Origin of the sequence: Tardiphaga sp. 215_C5_N2_1 (assembly GCF_052076055.1) — a bacterium.
GTDB classification, from domain to species: domain Bacteria; phylum Pseudomonadota; class Alphaproteobacteria; order Rhizobiales; family Xanthobacteraceae; genus Tardiphaga; species Tardiphaga robiniae.
Genome location: NZ_CP197240.1, coordinates 1,344,465 through 1,359,520, shown reverse-complemented (window position 1 = coordinate 1,359,520; position 15,056 = coordinate 1,344,465). Strand labels below are relative to the sequence as shown.

The following is a 15,056-nucleotide window of genomic DNA, read 5'->3' as shown; positions in this document are numbered from 1 at the left end:
ATTGATGGCTCCTGGTGATTGTCGGCTTCGGCGCTGCCACAAGGTTATGTACGGCCGATCGTGTTTTATTGATCCAAATCAAGCAAACCGCACCGTGGGGAGGCACGGTACAGCGTATGGCTGCAGAGCGCCCGGGCGTCCGGAAGGGAGAGAAGACTTGAGCGAACAGTTGCACGCCGCAGCTCCTCATCATCTGCCATTCTTCGTTCCCGGTGCCGACGGAGCGGATACCCTGATGGTAGTGATGGGCGTTTTTCTCGTAGCGACGCTGCTATGGGCGGGTACGCTATACTGGAAACTGCACAGCCTGCCCGAACGCATGGCGCACAAAAGCCAGAAACTACAGATGGAGATCGTCGCTGTCCTCGGTCTGATCTCGCTGTTCACTCACATGCATATTTTTTGGATCGCGGGCTTGTTGCTCGCCATGATCGACCTGCCGGATTTCGGTACGCCGATGCGCAGCATTGCGGATTCCGTGGAGCGAATCGCAAATACGACGCCGGGCACGCTTTCCGCTGAAGCCAAGGTTGAGTCTGTAACTGGCGCCAAGGCCGATGTTCAGCCCTCGATAAGGCAAGGGGTGCACGACCATGCTTGAACTCATGATCTGTTCGCTGGTTACCATCCTTCCCGATTATCTCTATCGCCGCTATCGGCAGGGAAAACGGTTCGGCAAAGAGATTACTTTCTTCTCTGTCTGGTATGAACTGAGATGGGGGATCACCGGCTGCCTGATGCTGACGCTCGGGCTAATCACGATGATCTTCTATTTTCATCCGTCCACAACGTCGGCGGCCATCTACTTCCGGACGGTACCAATTTTGCCTGAAGGCTCGGGCCGTGTCGCGGAGGTGAATGTCGGATTCACGGCTGATGTTAAAAAGGGCGACGTTCTTTTCCGGCTGGATAGTTCGAAGCAGGACGCAGCGCTGGAGACCGCCAAGCGAAAGATCGCCGAGGTCGAGGCATCCCTCGTCTCGGCGCGAACCGACATTGCTAAGGCGGACGCCCAGATCGGAGAAGCGAGAGCATCTCACCAGCAGGCCAAGGATGAGCTGGAGGTCAAGACCGAACTGCAACGTCGGAATCCGGGGATCGTGCCGCAGCGCGATATCGAGAAGCTGCAAGTGCTGGTCGATCAGCGGCAGTCCGGTATCGATGTGGCGACCGCCACGAGGGAATCTTCGCTACTGCGTGTTTCTACGCTCTTGCCGGCCGAGAGAGCGAGCGCCGAGGCTGCGCGGGCGCAAGCGCAGGTGGATGTCGACAAGACCTATGTGCGTGCCGGCGTCGATGGCCGTGTTGAGCAATTTCTCATTCGCACCGGCGACGTCGTCAATCAACTTATGCGGCCGGCCGGAGTGTTGATACCCGACGGAGCAGGTCGGCGTAGCTTACAGGCCGGATTTGGCCAGATCGAAGCCCAGGTCATGAAGCCCGGCATGGTCGCGGAAGCAACCTGTATCTCGAAGCCGTGGACCATCATTCCGTTAGTCGTCACAAGCGTGCAGGATTTTATCGCCGCGGGGCAATTCCGTAGCGGCGAGCTGTTGATTGATCCGCAGAACCTGCAAAGACCCGGTTCGATTCTCGTCTTCCTGGAGCCGCTTTATAAAGGCGGCTTGGAGGGAGTCACGCCGGGCAGTGCGTGTATCGTTAATGCGTACACCAGCAACCATGACGTAATTGCCGATCCAAAAACTGGTGCGTTGAAGGGGTTTGCCCTGCATGCCGTAGATGCGACCGGACTTGTGCATGCATTGCTGCTGCGGATCCAGGCGCTGCTGTTGCCAATCAAGACACTGGTATTGAGCGGTCATTGAGAGGAAAGAATATGGCTATGCTTCAAAGATTTGTCGTTATTGCCCTGATTGCGGCTTCCTCTGCAATGTTGTCACCGCGGAGCGCAAAGGCGATCGATCTTGCTGGTGCGTGGGCGACAAGTGCGGACCAATGCAACAAAGTGTTTACCCGCAAGGGGCGTGCGAAACAGATCGCGTTTACGAATTTCTCCGGCGTATACGGCGGCGGTTTCATCGCCGAAGCAGATCGTCTGAGGGGAAAACACGAGATCTGCAAGATCAAGTCGAAGAAGGAAAGTAAGGAAACGATCAACCTGATCGCGGCCTGCGCATCGAGCATTATGCTTTCACACGTCCAGTTCATCCTGAACGTGGTTGATGAAAATACGATCTCTCGAGAGTTTCCGGGAATGGTGGATATGAAGGTGTCCTACCATCGTTGCGATATATAGCGGATTAGCATCCGATGATGCGATTGACCTGGATCACAGAAAGTGCGCGCGGGGTGGCTGGATAGAGTTGACCAAGGGAGTTACGCTATGAACGAGAGAAATTCAGTTAACAGTAAGCCAAAACACCTTGTAGATGTGGCGCTGGTCGCTGCCGCCATCGCATTTTCTGCACAGCCGGCGAGTGCGGACGATCCAGCGAAATTGCTCAAGGCGATGGCTGAATACACGGCCGCGCAAAAGTCGATCTCTGCGACATTCGAAAGTGATATCGAGGTCGTGACGCCTGAGCTGGAGAAGATCCAGTTTACGAGTTCCGGAAGAATGCAGCTCTCGCGACCGGACAAGCTTCGGATTAGCCGAACGGGAGGCTATACCGACGTCGACTTTATCTACGACGGAAAGACTGCGTCGATCTATGGCAACAATGCCAAGGCCTATGTGCAGGCCGACCTTGTGGGGTCCATCGATCAGCTTGTCGATCTGATCCAAGCGAAATCGGGCGCTGCGATGCCAGGCACGGACTTGCTGCTTACAAATACCTATGACGTGTTGATGTCCAATGTCGTCCAGGCTCAACACATTGGGCAAGGTATGATCGACGGCGTCGAATGCGAACATCTGGCGTTTCGTGGCGCGGATATCGATTGGCAGATCTGGATCGAGAGTGGAGCACGGCCTGTTCCTCGGAAATATGTGATCACCAGCAAGACGGTGACCGGGGCACCGCAATACACGCTCAGGATCAGGGACTGGAAGAATGACGCCGTCGTGGAGGCCGACACATTTGTATTCAAGCCACCGGCCGGTGCGACGAAGGTCGATCTGGATTCCGGCGCAATGGCAGAGTTCGACGAAATTCCCCCCGGTACGCCATCAGGAGCAAAAAAATGAAATCAGTGCGAAAGGTGATCATGGTAGCAGTCGCGCTCATGTCCTTTGTAGCGGGATGGTGCTGGAGCGGCGGAGACGTCACAATACATGGGGTGTTCTCCGTCGCTGAAGCGAGGGTTGGGCGGCCGCTGACACCGATGAGCTATGCCGGGGTAGCGCGCCGGACCACCCGCCGAGCCGTTGCAGTGGGTGCTGCGGCCGGCGCCGCGGGCGTCTATTATGGCTCATCGTGCAGGCAAGTCGTGGACGCCTATGGGCGAGTCACGACGGTCTGTTGACGTCAGCGCTGCCTAGCCCGGCTGTTGCGGAAATGCGCACACGCTGACACTGTGTCATAGCGACTGTTCGCGAGTCTCAGACGGTTGGGGAAGACGATGAACCGCTGCATCCCCGTTGCTGTCACGGATCGACTACGCCTAGTCGTACGTCTGTGTGTCTGCGCGCTGCTGTGGGCGTCCATTCCGTTCGACATTGCCGGAGCTACTGAGCGTAGTGACATTAAGCGCGTGCTGGTACTTCATTCATTCGGTCGGGAATTTCGCCCCTGGAGCGAGCATGCAAGGAGCATCAAGGCAACGCTCGAGCGGCTTTCGCCGTGGCCGCTGGACATCCAGGAACATGCGCTGCTCACGGCGAGGTTCAATAACCCAGGTCCGGAAGCACCGTTCGTTGACTATTTGAACTCGCTCTACCATGGCCGTCCACCTGATATCGTGTTGAGCATCGGAGCGCCGGCGGCAAGGTTCGTTCAGAAGTATCGCGAGCAGCTTTTTCCCGGAACGCCAATGGTTCTGACGGTGGTGGAGCAGCGGCTGGTGAACCGCGTGAACCTCACGGACAACGACACCGTCATTTCGGTCCGCAATGATTTTCTGGCCGCGTTCAAGAATATTCTTCAGGTCATGCCGGAAACTCAGACGATTGCCGTTGTGATCGGTGCCTCAGCATTGGAGAAATTTTGGCTTGAGGAGCTAAAAAGGGAATTGAAGCCGCTAGAGAACCGTGTCGCCTTTGTCTATTATACCGATCTTCCGTTTACGGAAATTCTCAAGAGAGCGTCTGCGCTTCCGCCGTACACCGTCCTGTTCTGGGGCTTGATGTCTATCGACGCTGCCGGTGTCAGCCATGAAGGCGACCTTGCCTTGCGTAGCCTTCATGCAGTCGCCAATGCGCCGATCTTCTCCTACCAGGAAGCCTTTTTCGATCCAGAAACCGTTGGTGGCCCGATGCATTCGATCGCCGAAACCAGCAAGCAGACTGTCAACGCAGCGGTTCGAATCCTTGGCGGCGAGAAGCCGGGGAACATCAAAGTCGAGCCGATTGAATTCGCTGCGCCGAAATTCGATTGGCGGCAAATGCAACGCTGGGGCATCAACCAGAGCAATCTGCCGCCGGGCAGCGAGATCCTGTTTCGCGAGCCCGATATTTGGGCGCAGTATCGCTGGCAGATTCAGCTGATTGCAGCCGTCATTCTGATCCAAACGGGGTTGATCAGCGGCTTATTGCACGAACGTCGCCGGCGACGCCTTGCCGAGATCGAGTCACGACAGCGGCTGGCGGAACTTGCGCACGTCAACCGCTATTCGGCCGCCGGAGAGTTGACGACCTCCATTGCGCATGAGCTGAATCAGCCGCTTGGCTCCATTCTTACGAATACAGAGACAGCGGAGCTTTTGCTGAAGGGGGCCTCTCCGGATCTCGCCGAAGTTAGGGAAATCCTTGCGGACATCAGGCGTGACGATCAACGGGCCAGCGAAGTGATCCGCCGACTTCGCAGCGTACTGAAGAAAACGCCGTTCGAGGTCCGGGACATCGATTTGAACAATACGGTGCGGGAGGCGATCGGGCTTGTAGAAGCAGTGACTGATCGACGCGGCATTGCGCTAAGGTTCGCTGCCGCTTCGGGCGATTTGTACGTCAAGGGCGATCCGGTTCAGCTGCAACAGGTCATTCTCAACCTGATCATTAATGCAATGGACGCAATCTCCGATGCCGACGATAAAGAGCGCGAAGTCAACATATCGACGGCCCGGCTGAACGCGCACGCCGAAATCAAGATTAGCGACACCGGTCCAGGAATCGTGGTCGCGGATATCCGGAGCATCTTCAACCCATTCTTCACGACCAAGGCGCAAGGCTTGGGTATGGGACTCGCCATCGCCCGTACTATCGTAGAGGCGCACCAAGGGGAGATTTCTGCTGCAAATCAAGTATCAGGCGGCGCGCTGTTCGTGATCAAAATCCCACTCGCTCTCGCGCAGTCGTCCACCGCATGAAGTCAGAGATCCTCCAACGTCGCGGTCATTGGAAATTTGGCTTTCCTTGATCTTGATCAAAGGACCTTCCTCCCTTCCGTCGATGCTTGCTGCAGGGAACCCCGAAGGAGGGTGTGATGTTCTGCTGCCGCAAGATTCTGTTCGCGCTTGCACTGGTGATGGCGATCCCTGTCGCTGTCTCGGCTCAGACGGTTGATAAGGCAGCCGCTCCAGACGTTCCGGCGAGCCGACCAACGCCGAGCGTCGAGCTGCTAAAGCCAGAGCAACTTGAGGCGCTGGTCGCACCCATTGCGCTTTATCCCGACGAACTGCTCGCGAATGTCCTGGCAGCATCGACCTACCCGCTGGAGGTAGTGCAGGCGGATCGTTGGGCCAAGGAACGCAAGTCGCTCAAGGGTGACGCGCTGAAGGATGCGGTCGACAAGCAGGCGTGGGACGACAGCGTCAAGGCTCTGGTCAGCACTCCGGACGTCCTGGCGATGATGAGCGACAAGGTCGATTGGACAAAGAGCCTCGGCGATGCGGTGCTCGCTCAACAGCCGGATGTCATGGATGCGATCCAGCGGCTGCGGGTGAAAGCCTATGACAACAAAAAGCTCGTGACCACCAAGCAGCAAAAGGTCAGCGTTAAGACCCAAGAAAGCAAGCAGGTGGTCGTGATCGAACAGGCGGATCCTGCGGCGGTTTATGTACCGTATTACGATCCGGCAACGGTGTACGGGACCTGGCCCTATGCGGAATATCCACCGTATTACTTCGGATACCCGTCCTATATCGGCGCGGGTGTTGTCGCGGCGGGTGTCGCCTTCGGCACCGCATGGGCAATCGGGCGTTGGGGCAACTACTGGGGCGGTGGCTTCAACTGGGGTAACCGCAACGTCTATGTCAACCATCGCACGACCAATGTTGGAAACGGTTGGCAGCACAATCCGGCCCACCGCCAGGGCGTGCGCTACAACAACGCCAACGTTCAGCAGCGCTTCAGCAACAACAATCTAAAGGCGGGCGCCTCCAACCGGATGGATTTCCGTGGTCGCGACGGGCAGCAGGTGCTGCGTCCGAACCAGGGCGCTGGCGATCGCGCGGGAGATCGAGGCGGCGTTGGCGCCGGCACACGGGATCGGCCGGGAGGTGGAGATCGTGCCGGCGTTGCGGACCGGACCAAAGGCGGCGCCGATCGCGCGAAGGCTGGCAATCGCGCCAAAGGCGGCGGTGATCGTGCGAAGACCGCCAACCGCGCGGGGGCCGGCGCGGCCGGGCGTGGCGGTGGAAATCGTGGCGGCGCAATGAATGTGTCGTCCGGCCGCGCGGCGGCGGCAGCGTCTGCACGCGGGCGGGCCAGCATGGCGAGCATGCCGCGCGCCGGCGGCACAAGCTTCGCTGGTGCCCGCGGAGGCGGCGGCTTTCATGGTGGTGGCGGTGGTGGTTTCCGTGGTGGTGGCGGCGGTGGTTTCCGTGGCGGTGGCGGCGGGCGGCGGTCTGACATCGCTCTGAAACATGACGTTGTCCTGCTCGGCCATCTCGCCAACGGTCTTGGCTACTATCGCTTCAGCTATCTCGGCGGCCAGAAGGCCTATGTCGGCGTGATCGCGCAGGAAGTCGAAAACGTGGTGCCAGATGCCGTGAGGCGGGGCAGCGACGGCTACCTACGGGTGAAGTACGAGGCGCTCGGTCTGACGTTCCGCACCTATCGGGATTGGCTTGCAAATGGCGCAAAAATCCCTTCGGAGGTGTCGCCATGATCGTTTGGACGTCAATCCATCGCGCTGCATCGACAACTGCGGCGGCTGTCGTGGCACTGGCTCTTATGGGCTCGGTGTCGGAAGCGCAGCAATCCTTTCCAACACCGGAGGCTGCTGCAGGGGCGCTCGCCGTCGCGGTCAAGGGTGGCGCTAGCGATATTCTAAAGGTCCTCGGCAAGGCAGCCGATGACATCGTGTTGTCCGGTGACGAGGTGGCCGACGCTGACACGCGTCTGCGCTTCACGTCCATGTATGACGCCAAGCATGCGATCAAGACGGAGGGCAACAAGAGAGCTACCTTGATGCTCGGCACGGACGACTTTCCGTTCCCGATTCCACTCATCAACACCAAGACAGGTTGGGAGTTCGATACTGAAGAGGGCCGCATCGAGGTCCTGTATCGCCGGATCGGCCGTAACGAACTTGATGCGATCCAGACCAGCCTCGCCTTTGTCGACGCCCAGAACGAATATGCCGAGAAGGATCGCGGCGAGGGCGCTGGCGTTTATGCACAGCGGATTGTATCGACGCCGGGCAAGAAGGACGGGCTGTTTTGGCGTGATGATGGCGATCCGAGCCCGATGGGTGCGTTGGTCGCAGAAGCTTCAACTGAAGGCTACCAGGTCGGTGAAAAGCCGCAGCCGTATCACGGCTACTACTTCCGCATACTGAAAGGACAGGGGGCCAATGCTCCCGGCGGCGCGCTGATCTATTTGATGAAAGGCAAGATGATCGGCGGCTATGGACTAATCGCCTGGCCTGCCGAATACGGAAATTCCGGCGTCAAGACGTTCGTGGTCAATCATGCCGGGACGGTTTACGAAAAGGATCTCGGACCGCAGACCGACCGGATCGTGAAGCGCATGTCCTTGTTCGATCCGGACCAGACCTGGAAGAAAGTCGATGCAGAAAAGCCCTGAGCACAGGTGGTCTGCGCTGCGTCTGTTCGCAATGCACATGACGGCGGTTGTACTGCTCACATTGACCGTTCCGGTGACGCCTTCCCGGGCTCAGGCATCTGGCTATGTTCGGGTGAAGTTGGTGAAGGCGGGACTGATCCTGGGAGCCGGCGGGGGAAATGGCATCGTGACATATCGCGGCCGCGACTATCCATTCAGGGTATTCGGCCTGAGTCTCGGCTTTGCAGCGGGAGTGTCCGTAATTCGACTGACAGGATGGGCCTCGGGCATAAGGCAGATCAGGGACTTTGCCGGCACCTATAGCTCTGTTGGGGGCGGGGGCGCCTTCGTTGGTGGGATGGGCGGCGTTCAACTAACGAATGGGCAGGGTGTAAGGATTGCCTTGCGCGGCCCCCGCGCGGGAGTGGAGCTTGCTGGAAATATCGGCCAGATCACGATTTCCCTGAAGGAGTGACGAGCGGATAGTCACGACGTAATCGGTTTGATTTCGTATGAGGTGCGCACTCAGCATGAATTTATCGAAAGCGCCTGAAAGGCCTTATCCATTCTTGGGGTGGTCCGCAGAAATTGGCTGGGGATTAGTGCGGTCACGTAAACTATCCACTATTCGCGGCAAGGCCTTGATCTGCCGACAGTGCCCCTGGGTGTTCGCATTTCTGCTGTTCGCGCCGTCTGCTGTCACTGCTCTCCCGCTTACTTCGTTTCGCTATGAGACGCAGGCGCGGGAGCATTGCCATGAAGATACTGTTGTTTGGCTCGATTATCGCGACGAGGTCTATTACCTCAAGCGGCAGAAAAAATACGGGCGAGGCATGACGGGAAGTTTCGGTTGCGAGAAAGAAGCTCGGGGTAGTGGTTTTCGACGATCGCTTCTTGGGAGACGGTGAACGCCGATGCGCCGGGATGACCGACTACAGCGGGACGAGGATAAAATCTATCCTACTGGCGATTCAGACGCGTACGGCGGGCGCTGACGGTTCTCGTCCAAACCTCATGAAATTTCCTGGCTGAAGTCTTGTCGATATGCGGACCGATCAAGGCCGTCATAGCGAATGTGAGATCGTCGTAGTCGATCTCGCAGGTTTCGGCTCGCTGCTTGGGCAAGATGTCGTTCGCGACGATATCGGCAAACAGCTTCTTGTCCGCGCCGTAAGCGATACACAAAACATTGAAAGCTCGCTGGGCCGGCATCGAATGCTCGTCCGAGAACTTATCGCGAGAGGACAGGGGCTCCGCTTCCGGAAGCTCCTTTGCGCGAAGATAGGCTGCGCCGAGGATCATTCTGCGGGCCTCGGCTTTGCTGAGCCGGAGCATGACGTAAGCGGAGAACTGGTCGGCCGCATCCTCCTCCCGGCCGAGGACAGGGATTTGCAGCATGTCGAAAACGGCATGTCCGGTCTCGTGGAGGAAAACGTCGAGTGCTGGACCGAGAATTGTGTCGGCTTTGGAGACCCCAGCAGGGAGATCGCGCGTCGTCGCATTCTTCAGAATCTCTGCCAGCAGTTCGTAGCACAACGTGACAACCTCATCTCCGTACCAGGCATCGGGAACGCCGTCGCAACTCGCGACTTTGAGTGTGAGCGGATGGGGAAGGCGGAGAGGGCTCAGCAATTGCTGCAGGAGTTCAAGGGCTCGGCCTTGCTTGATCTGATCGTAGATCGCTTGGTGCGACGGATCTGTTGGCCGAACATACTTGTATCGGATCTGGTCAGGCTTGGCTCGCGGCGCAGCATCTACGCTGCCGATGGCGGCCATGGCGCCGAGGAGTATTGCGGTCACTGCGGCAAGCGATCGGCTCAACAAGCCGCTCCGTACTACATCCGAAACGGTCGTCCGATGAGATTGCCGATGGTCGAGCTGTGGCGACATGTTCGACCTGCTTTTAAGGGGTCTCTTCGCTCTTCGAGCAGCTCTCTCGTTCGCTTGATGCGGGCGGAGACGTTCGCCAGCCTTGCATACGACTTACGGCTTGCGAGTACAGGACTATCCGCAGGGCTCGGGCAACAGGGATTTGATTTTCAAGAATGGCGCGTTGAATTTGATCTATCATCTCAGTCGTTAGAAGTGCGCCCGCGAGCAAGCGGCAGCCGCAAGCGCTTTACTTGCCGGCCCGCCGGGTGCCAGCGCGTGCTGGCATGCAGGTCGCGGTGGCCTGGAAGCTCCGCGACCGCAATTATGAGAATGGCGACAACGAGCCGGGCAGCCGCGGCATACCGACCTCTACCGTCTCACCCCGACGCGATTGACGCCTCCATTCATGTTGCCACCGGCGTTATGACGAACCGCAGCGCGCGCCACCGGACGTGCCCTAAGCGCGACGCCCGCGCGGGCAACACAACCTGAAGGATAGCTGACGTACTGGCAATAAACGACCGCGTTGGCTGGCGCCGGATTGAGAGTGAGACCTGCAGACCCCAACAGGGCGCTCGCAATAATACCGGCAATAGTCGCCGACTTGATTGATGGACTTTTCCTCGGGTGCATGGCCGCACTCCCTCTTTCGCGCTTGCGTCACCGAAGGGTGACTGGTGGAGACGCCTGTGGGGCGCGTTACTATAGCGTGAATGCTTGAAGCTCGCAGACGTTGACCTAGATCAAAGGTTTTGTCTCCGACCCGACCGGCGGCACCGTTGCCAAAGATGACGCGCTGTGGCGCTACTGCTGAGAGTCGGGAACGCGATTTATCGTCATGGGTCCGCAGGTTCTGTGGAGTGGACTGAGTTGGGACTGTGCGACCGCAACTGTTGACGATATCTGGTTTGAGAAAGGCCGTGGTTTTAATGCAAGGATAATACGCTGCCATGGCGACTGATCCAGCAGCCAAGCAAAATGACATGTACAGCAAACATGGAAAGCGGTCACTGATTTTTCCATGACTTCGGTGCTTCTGCGCGAAGCGCCGGCGGCACGCTCAGACCGAGTTGCTTGGCGCTATTGACGTCGATGGATAATTCATACTTCGGTGCTAACGGGTTTGCGGATGCTGGCGCCGAGCAGTAGCTGAGTTTTTCGACCGCCGTAGGGAGGACCGAGACGATGAAAATCACTTTGGCGACCATCGTACTGCTCCCGATAATCGTGACGGTGCAGATGCAGACGCTGACGGACGCCGAATCGACGTTCCTAGACCAACTTGCTACCGCAGCCGCGGTGCTCGAACAACGGTGCACCGGCTACGAGGCCAATGGCGTCGGCGGCGTCCAACGAGGGGCCAAGCTTCTCGGGAGCGCTGATGCGGCGATGGCAATGATCGAGGCTTATGACGCTGCTATAAAGGCCCACGATGGCAAGGATTACGACCGAAGTAAATTCCGTCCTGAAGTATCAGAGGCGGCTGGAAAAACGACCAATCGAGTGCTCGCGGCCTTGAGGAGAAGTCCTAAAGCGGCGTGCGCTGATTACGGCGACATAAGCGTGGAACACGGCATGCTAAGGAGGTATTGAACTGCCGCGCCGACGCCGTGACAAGAATTGTGTCGGCTTTGGAGACCCCAGCAGAGAGATCGCGCGTCCGAGGCGGTCGTCCGATAGGATTGCCGATGGTTGGGCTGTGGCGACATGTTGGTAAGCCGATTCGAGCGTGGAGATTGCGCCTGTTATTTCTGATCTCGGTCCGATGGGCCGAACGCCGCACGATAGATTGCCCAGTAGGCAGCACCGACAAAGCCGGCGCCGCCTATGATGTTGCCGAGCGTTACCGGCAACAGATTGTGGAATATCCCGGACATTGTGATGGATGAAGTGTCGAAATTCGCTGGCGCGTGACCGGTCTGGACTAGCAGCCACGCCAGGGGGAGGAAATACATATTGGCAACGCAGTGTTCGAACCCGGCTGCTATGAAAGCAGACACCGGCAGGATGACTGCAACGATCTTGTCGGTAACTGACCGGCCAGCATAAGCAAGCCACACCGCCGCGCAAACGAGCACGTTGCAAAGGATGCCTTTGAAGAACAGTGTCATCATATCGGGGCGAGTTTTTCCGGCGGCCGTATTCAGTATCGAAAGGCCGATGCGGCCATCATTCATGTCCGGGTGATGAGAGAGAAAGACCAGCACAACCAGTCCAAGTGATCCGAGGAAATTTCCGAGATAGACGGTGGCCCAGTTGCGGAGCATCGCCGCCGTAGATACCTTTCCGCTCGCCCACGCCATCACGATAAGGTTGTTGCCCGTGAACAACTCGGCGCCTCCAACTAGAACAAGCGCAAGTCCGAGGGAGAACACTAACCCGCCGACGACGCGCACAGTGGCGAAGCTGAGATCTGCGTCGCTGGCAATGATCGTGTAGTAAAGGGCGCCGAAGCCGACGCTACCGCCCGCGATGACCGCCAGCATGAAGGAGGCCAGGAACGGTAGCGTTGCCTTCTTTATACCGACCTTTTCTACAGCTTCCTTGATTTCTGCGGGGCTGTAAGCCTGCAGATTGAAGATAGCCGGTTGCGGCGCGGGGATCCGATCGGGCATTCCTGCTTCTCCTCGATCGTCGTCACTGGCGCTATTGCCCGCCTGTACTGCCTATCGTCAAAAGCCCGACGATCTGCGCCGCGATCACTTTCAAAAGTGTCATCGATGGGAAGATCATGGCGTAGCCGATGTCTGGGCGTTCGGTCGGCGCCATTTTCGTTGAATAGACCAGGATGGCGGGGTTTCCAGTTGCGCCGGATGCCACGCCGACCAGGTCATCGTATGGGATCTTCAGAATGTAGTGGCCGACAACGAGGACGATGAACACTGTCGTCAGAAGTATGGCAACGCCAATGAACAGCATTGTGAATCCCGATTCCGCTACGGTGCGGACGAAGGGCTGTCCGGAATTCACCCCAACAGTTGCGAGAAAAATCGCGAGACCGAAATTCCGAAGAACGATGTTCGCTGGCAGAGGCATGGTCCAAAGCATCGGTCCGGTGCGGCGGAGCTTGCCGAGAACGAGCGCAACGATTAGCGGGCCGCCGCCGATGCCGAGCGTCACAGTACCCACGCCCGGAATCGGAATAGGGATCAGACCGAGAAGGACGCCCATCACCATGCCGAGACCGAGCGAAACATAGCTGAAGTCAGCAGTCGCCTTGATGGAGTCACCAAAATGTTTGCGGATGTCTTCTTTCTTGTCCGGCGGCGTCAGCACTCCGACGCGGTCGCCAAACTCTAGCATGAGGTCGGGAGATGGAACGAGGTCAGCATCGTAGCGCCGCACGTGCAAGATGTGCGCTGGCACGCCGGGCGGCATCGGCAGCTTCGAAAGCGGTACGCCGACCGTGCTGGCTTTGCCAACGAAGACCCGGATGTAATCGAGGTCGGCGCGGTCGCTCGCGAGCCGGCCCGGTTCGAGTCGGCCAAGACGTTCAGCCGCCAGTGCGATTTCCTCTTTGCGATCGGCGACGACGAGCAGGGCGTCTCCCGCATTCAGGATGGTGCCGTCGGTCGGAACGACGTTGCGGCCGTTCTGGCGGACCATCGTGATCTGCAGCTCGGCGAGAGAGTCAGTGGCGAGGTCTCCAAGCGTGACACCGGAAAAGTTCTCGCCGATAGTGATTTCGCCCATATGAAAATGCTGGGCCTTGGCCGGGAACTTGGGCTTAACGAGCCTGGTCATGAAATAGATGCAGAGAATTGGACCGATGACGCCAAACGGATATGCGATTGAATATCCGATCGACGGGTCCTTGTTCTTCATGACGTCGAGCGCGGCTTGTAGTGATGCCGTGCTTGTCATCGATCCCGCATAAAGCCCAAGGGTATGACCAATTTTGATGTTAAATATGTGCCCGAGCCCGAGCGCTACGGCCAAGCCGGTCAGGCACGCAACGAGGGCGAGCAGATTGTATTTCTGCCCAACTCCGCTCATGCCTTCGAAAAACTGACGGCCGTAGAGGATGCCGATCCCGTAGAGGAACATGATTAGACCGGTCAGTCCGATCGGACCAATGATCTGGGCTTTTGGCGCAAAGGCCCCGATCCCGAGGCCGACAAAAAGAACGGCTCCGACGCCCATGGAAAATCCGGCGATGCTGATCTGGCCGACGAGGTAGCCTAATCCAATCGCCAGAAAAGCCGTCAAGATTGGCTGGCTGCCGATGATGTCGCGCGCAAAATCCATCATGTGTCTCACTCCCAAATCTGCCGAACAATTGTTTGATCAGCGTGCTTGACATCCCGCAGCACGGAACTGTCCGAGCACCCGGTTCACCAGATCCGGACTGGGCGGTAGCGTGTCAGCAAGTTTGTATTCGAGACCCATCGCTTTCCACTTGAACGCGCCCATCTGGTGGAAAGGTTGTACTTCCACCCATTCGACATTCTTCATCGGCGCGACAAATTGCGCGATGCCATCGACATTCGCCGGATCGTCATTCTCGCCGGGAACGAGGGTGAAGCGGACCCAGACCGGCTTCGACATCGACGCCAAGCGCTCGGCAAAACGAAGCGTTGGCGCGATGTCGCGGCCGGTAGTTCGACGATATGTTTCGGGATCCGAACTCTTGATGTCGAGAAGAACGAGGTCGATCTCGGACAGATAGGTATCGTCCGCGTGATCGCCGAGGAAGCCGGAGGTCTGCACAGCCGTGTGCAGGCCCATCTTCTTGGCGCCGGCAAATATTTGCTGGGTAAACGCGCGCTGTACCATCGGCTCGCCACCCGAGATGGTTAGCCCGCCGCCAAGTGCCCGAAGGGAGGGCGCGAAATCGGCAAGGCGGCGGAGCACGTGGGCGGCCGAGACGTAGGTGCCGTCCTTAAGGTGCCAAGTGTCCGGATTGTGACAATAGGTGCATCGCAGAAGGCAGCCCGAGACGAACAGCACGGTGCGCAAGCCGGGCCCGTCGTAGCGAGAGGACGTCTCATAGGAATGGCAGTATCCGAACGTGCCTTCCTGGTCCTTGAATTTGTCCTCATCGGGCGCGTCGGGTGAAATCCCGACCCGAAGGTCATGACGACTTCCCGGCTCCAGTGTCTGCACCGTTGACATGGTG

The 15,056-nt window shown here is 58.2% G+C and carries 16 protein-coding genes; 10 read left to right on the top strand and 6 right to left on the bottom strand.

The features are described 5' to 3' along the window. Positions 1 to 157: 157 nt before the first annotated feature. The 9 genes from AB7828_RS06395 to AB7828_RS06355 all read left to right on the top strand — a co-directional run bounded on the left by AB7828_RS06395 (position 158) and on the right by AB7828_RS06355 (position 8,540). Entirely contained in the window at positions 158 to 601 is a 444-nt protein-coding gene (locus tag AB7828_RS06395; protein ID WP_441229711.1) for a hypothetical protein, read from the top strand. Beyond that, positions 594 to 1,826, top strand: coding sequence for an HlyD family secretion protein (locus AB7828_RS06390; protein WP_441229710.1), 1,233 nt, complete (start codon positions 594 to 596; stop codon positions 1,824 to 1,826). Before AB7828_RS06395 ends, AB7828_RS06390 begins: the two co-directional genes overlap by 8 nt. A gap of 11 nt (positions 1,827 to 1,837) precedes the next feature. Next, a complete protein-coding gene (locus tag AB7828_RS06385) occupies positions 1,838 to 2,257 on the top strand; it encodes a hypothetical protein (protein WP_441229709.1) in 420 nt (139 codons plus the stop codon). 87 nt (positions 2,258 to 2,344) lie between these two features. Next, entirely contained in the window at positions 2,345 to 3,148 is an 804-nt protein-coding gene (locus tag AB7828_RS06380) for a DUF2092 domain-containing protein (protein ID WP_120289536.1), read from the top strand. A gap of 38 nt (positions 3,149 to 3,186) precedes the next feature. Further along, a complete protein-coding gene (locus AB7828_RS06375; protein ID WP_439073021.1) occupies positions 3,187 to 3,426 on the top strand; it encodes a hypothetical protein in 240 nt (79 codons plus the stop codon). Between the two features lie 96 nt (positions 3,427 to 3,522). After that, a complete protein-coding gene (locus tag AB7828_RS06370) occupies positions 3,523 to 5,424 on the top strand; it encodes a sensor histidine kinase (protein ID WP_441229708.1) in 1,902 nt (633 codons plus the stop codon). A 116-nt stretch (positions 5,425 to 5,540) separates the two neighbouring features. Continuing rightward, positions 5,541 to 7,166, top strand: a complete 1,626-nt coding sequence (locus tag AB7828_RS06365) for a DUF3300 domain-containing protein (RefSeq protein WP_441229707.1) — start codon at positions 5,541 to 5,543, stop codon at positions 7,164 to 7,166. Then, on the top strand, positions 7,163 to 8,086 hold the full coding sequence (locus tag AB7828_RS06360) for a DUF2950 domain-containing protein (protein WP_441229706.1): 924 nt from the start codon (positions 7,163 to 7,165) through the stop codon (positions 8,084 to 8,086). The genes AB7828_RS06365 and AB7828_RS06360 overlap by 4 nt, the downstream gene beginning before the upstream one ends. Continuing rightward, positions 8,070 to 8,540 (top strand): hypothetical protein, encoded by a 471-nt coding sequence (locus AB7828_RS06355; protein ID WP_441229705.1) that lies wholly within the window; start codon positions 8,070 to 8,072, stop codon positions 8,538 to 8,540. Before AB7828_RS06360 ends, AB7828_RS06355 begins: the two co-directional genes overlap by 17 nt. 485 nt (positions 8,541 to 9,025) lie before the next feature. On the opposite strand, the gene AB7828_RS06350 is transcribed toward AB7828_RS06355, so the two are convergent. From AB7828_RS06350 to AB7828_RS06340, 3 genes are all read right to left on the bottom strand, one after another. After that, entirely contained in the window at positions 9,026 to 9,886 is an 861-nt protein-coding gene (locus AB7828_RS06350) for a DUF4344 domain-containing metallopeptidase (protein WP_441229704.1), read from the bottom strand. A 420-nt stretch (positions 9,887 to 10,306) separates the two neighbouring features. Further along, entirely contained in the window at positions 10,307 to 10,570 is a 264-nt protein-coding gene (locus tag AB7828_RS06345) for a hypothetical protein (protein WP_120289550.1), read from the bottom strand. Positions 10,571 to 10,944: 374 nt separating this feature from the next. Next, positions 10,945 to 11,145, bottom strand: a complete 201-nt coding sequence (locus AB7828_RS06340) for a hypothetical protein (RefSeq protein WP_441229703.1) — start codon at positions 11,143 to 11,145, stop codon at positions 10,945 to 10,947. Between AB7828_RS06340 and AB7828_RS06335 the strand changes: the two genes are divergently transcribed. Further along, complete coding sequence (locus tag AB7828_RS06335) at positions 11,135 to 11,530, top strand: hypothetical protein (RefSeq protein ID WP_441229702.1); 396 nt, start codon at positions 11,135 to 11,137, stop codon at positions 11,528 to 11,530. The two genes, AB7828_RS06340 and AB7828_RS06335, sit on opposite strands and share 11 nt — an antisense overlap. A gap of 152 nt (positions 11,531 to 11,682) precedes the next feature. On the opposite strand, the gene AB7828_RS06330 is transcribed toward AB7828_RS06335, so the two are convergent. From AB7828_RS06330 to pflA, 3 genes are read right to left on the bottom strand one after another with little or no spacing between them, the layout of a single operon-like run. Continuing rightward, on the bottom strand, positions 11,683 to 12,552 hold the full coding sequence (locus tag AB7828_RS06330) for a formate/nitrite transporter family protein (protein WP_441229701.1): 870 nt from the start codon (positions 12,550 to 12,552) through the stop codon (positions 11,683 to 11,685). 31 nt (positions 12,553 to 12,583) lie between these two features. Continuing rightward, complete coding sequence (locus AB7828_RS06325) at positions 12,584 to 14,188, bottom strand: TrkA C-terminal domain-containing protein (protein WP_120289558.1); 1,605 nt, start codon at positions 14,186 to 14,188, stop codon at positions 12,584 to 12,586. Between the two features lie 36 nt (positions 14,189 to 14,224). Continuing rightward, positions 14,225 to 15,052: a pyruvate formate-lyase-activating protein gene (gene pflA, locus AB7828_RS06320; protein WP_441229700.1), complete on the bottom strand. Its 828-nt coding sequence runs from the start codon at positions 15,050 to 15,052 to the stop codon at positions 14,225 to 14,227. Positions 15,053 to 15,056: the final 4 nt, after the last annotated feature.

Excerpts from the sequence above, each read along its gene's own strand:
- AB7828_RS06375 (WP_439073021.1), top strand. The coding sequence starts at position 3,187 with ATGTCCTTTGTAGCGGGATGGTGCTGGAGCGGCGGAGACGTCACAATA.
- AB7828_RS06330 (WP_441229701.1), bottom strand. The coding sequence starts at position 12,552 with ATGCCCGATCGGATCCCCGCGCCGCAACCGGCTATCTTCAATCTGCAG.
- AB7828_RS06365 (WP_441229707.1), top strand. The coding sequence starts at position 5,541 with ATGTTCTGCTGCCGCAAGATTCTGTTCGCGCTTGCACTGGTGATGGCG.
- AB7828_RS06355 (WP_441229705.1), top strand. The coding sequence starts at position 8,070 with ATGCAGAAAAGCCCTGAGCACAGGTGGTCTGCGCTGCGTCTGTTCGCA.
- pflA (WP_441229700.1), bottom strand. The coding sequence starts at position 15,052 with ATGTCAACGGTGCAGACACTGGAGCCGGGAAGTCGTCATGACCTTCGG.
- AB7828_RS06390 (WP_441229710.1), top strand. The coding sequence starts at position 594 with ATGCTTGAACTCATGATCTGTTCGCTGGTTACCATCCTTCCCGATTAT.
- AB7828_RS06325 (WP_120289558.1), bottom strand. The coding sequence starts at position 14,188 with ATGATGGATTTTGCGCGCGACATCATCGGCAGCCAGCCAATCTTGACG.
- AB7828_RS06360 (WP_441229706.1), top strand. The coding sequence starts at position 7,163 with ATGATCGTTTGGACGTCAATCCATCGCGCTGCATCGACAACTGCGGCG.
- AB7828_RS06340 (WP_441229703.1), bottom strand. The coding sequence starts at position 11,145 with ATGGTCGCCAAAGTGATTTTCATCGTCTCGGTCCTCCCTACGGCGGTC.
- AB7828_RS06380 (WP_120289536.1), top strand. The coding sequence starts at position 2,345 with ATGAACGAGAGAAATTCAGTTAACAGTAAGCCAAAACACCTTGTAGAT.
- AB7828_RS06345 (WP_120289550.1), bottom strand. The coding sequence starts at position 10,570 with ATGCACCCGAGGAAAAGTCCATCAATCAAGTCGGCGACTATTGCCGGT.
- AB7828_RS06370 (WP_441229708.1), top strand. The coding sequence starts at position 3,523 with ATGAACCGCTGCATCCCCGTTGCTGTCACGGATCGACTACGCCTAGTC.
- AB7828_RS06385 (WP_441229709.1), top strand. The coding sequence starts at position 1,838 with ATGGCTATGCTTCAAAGATTTGTCGTTATTGCCCTGATTGCGGCTTCC.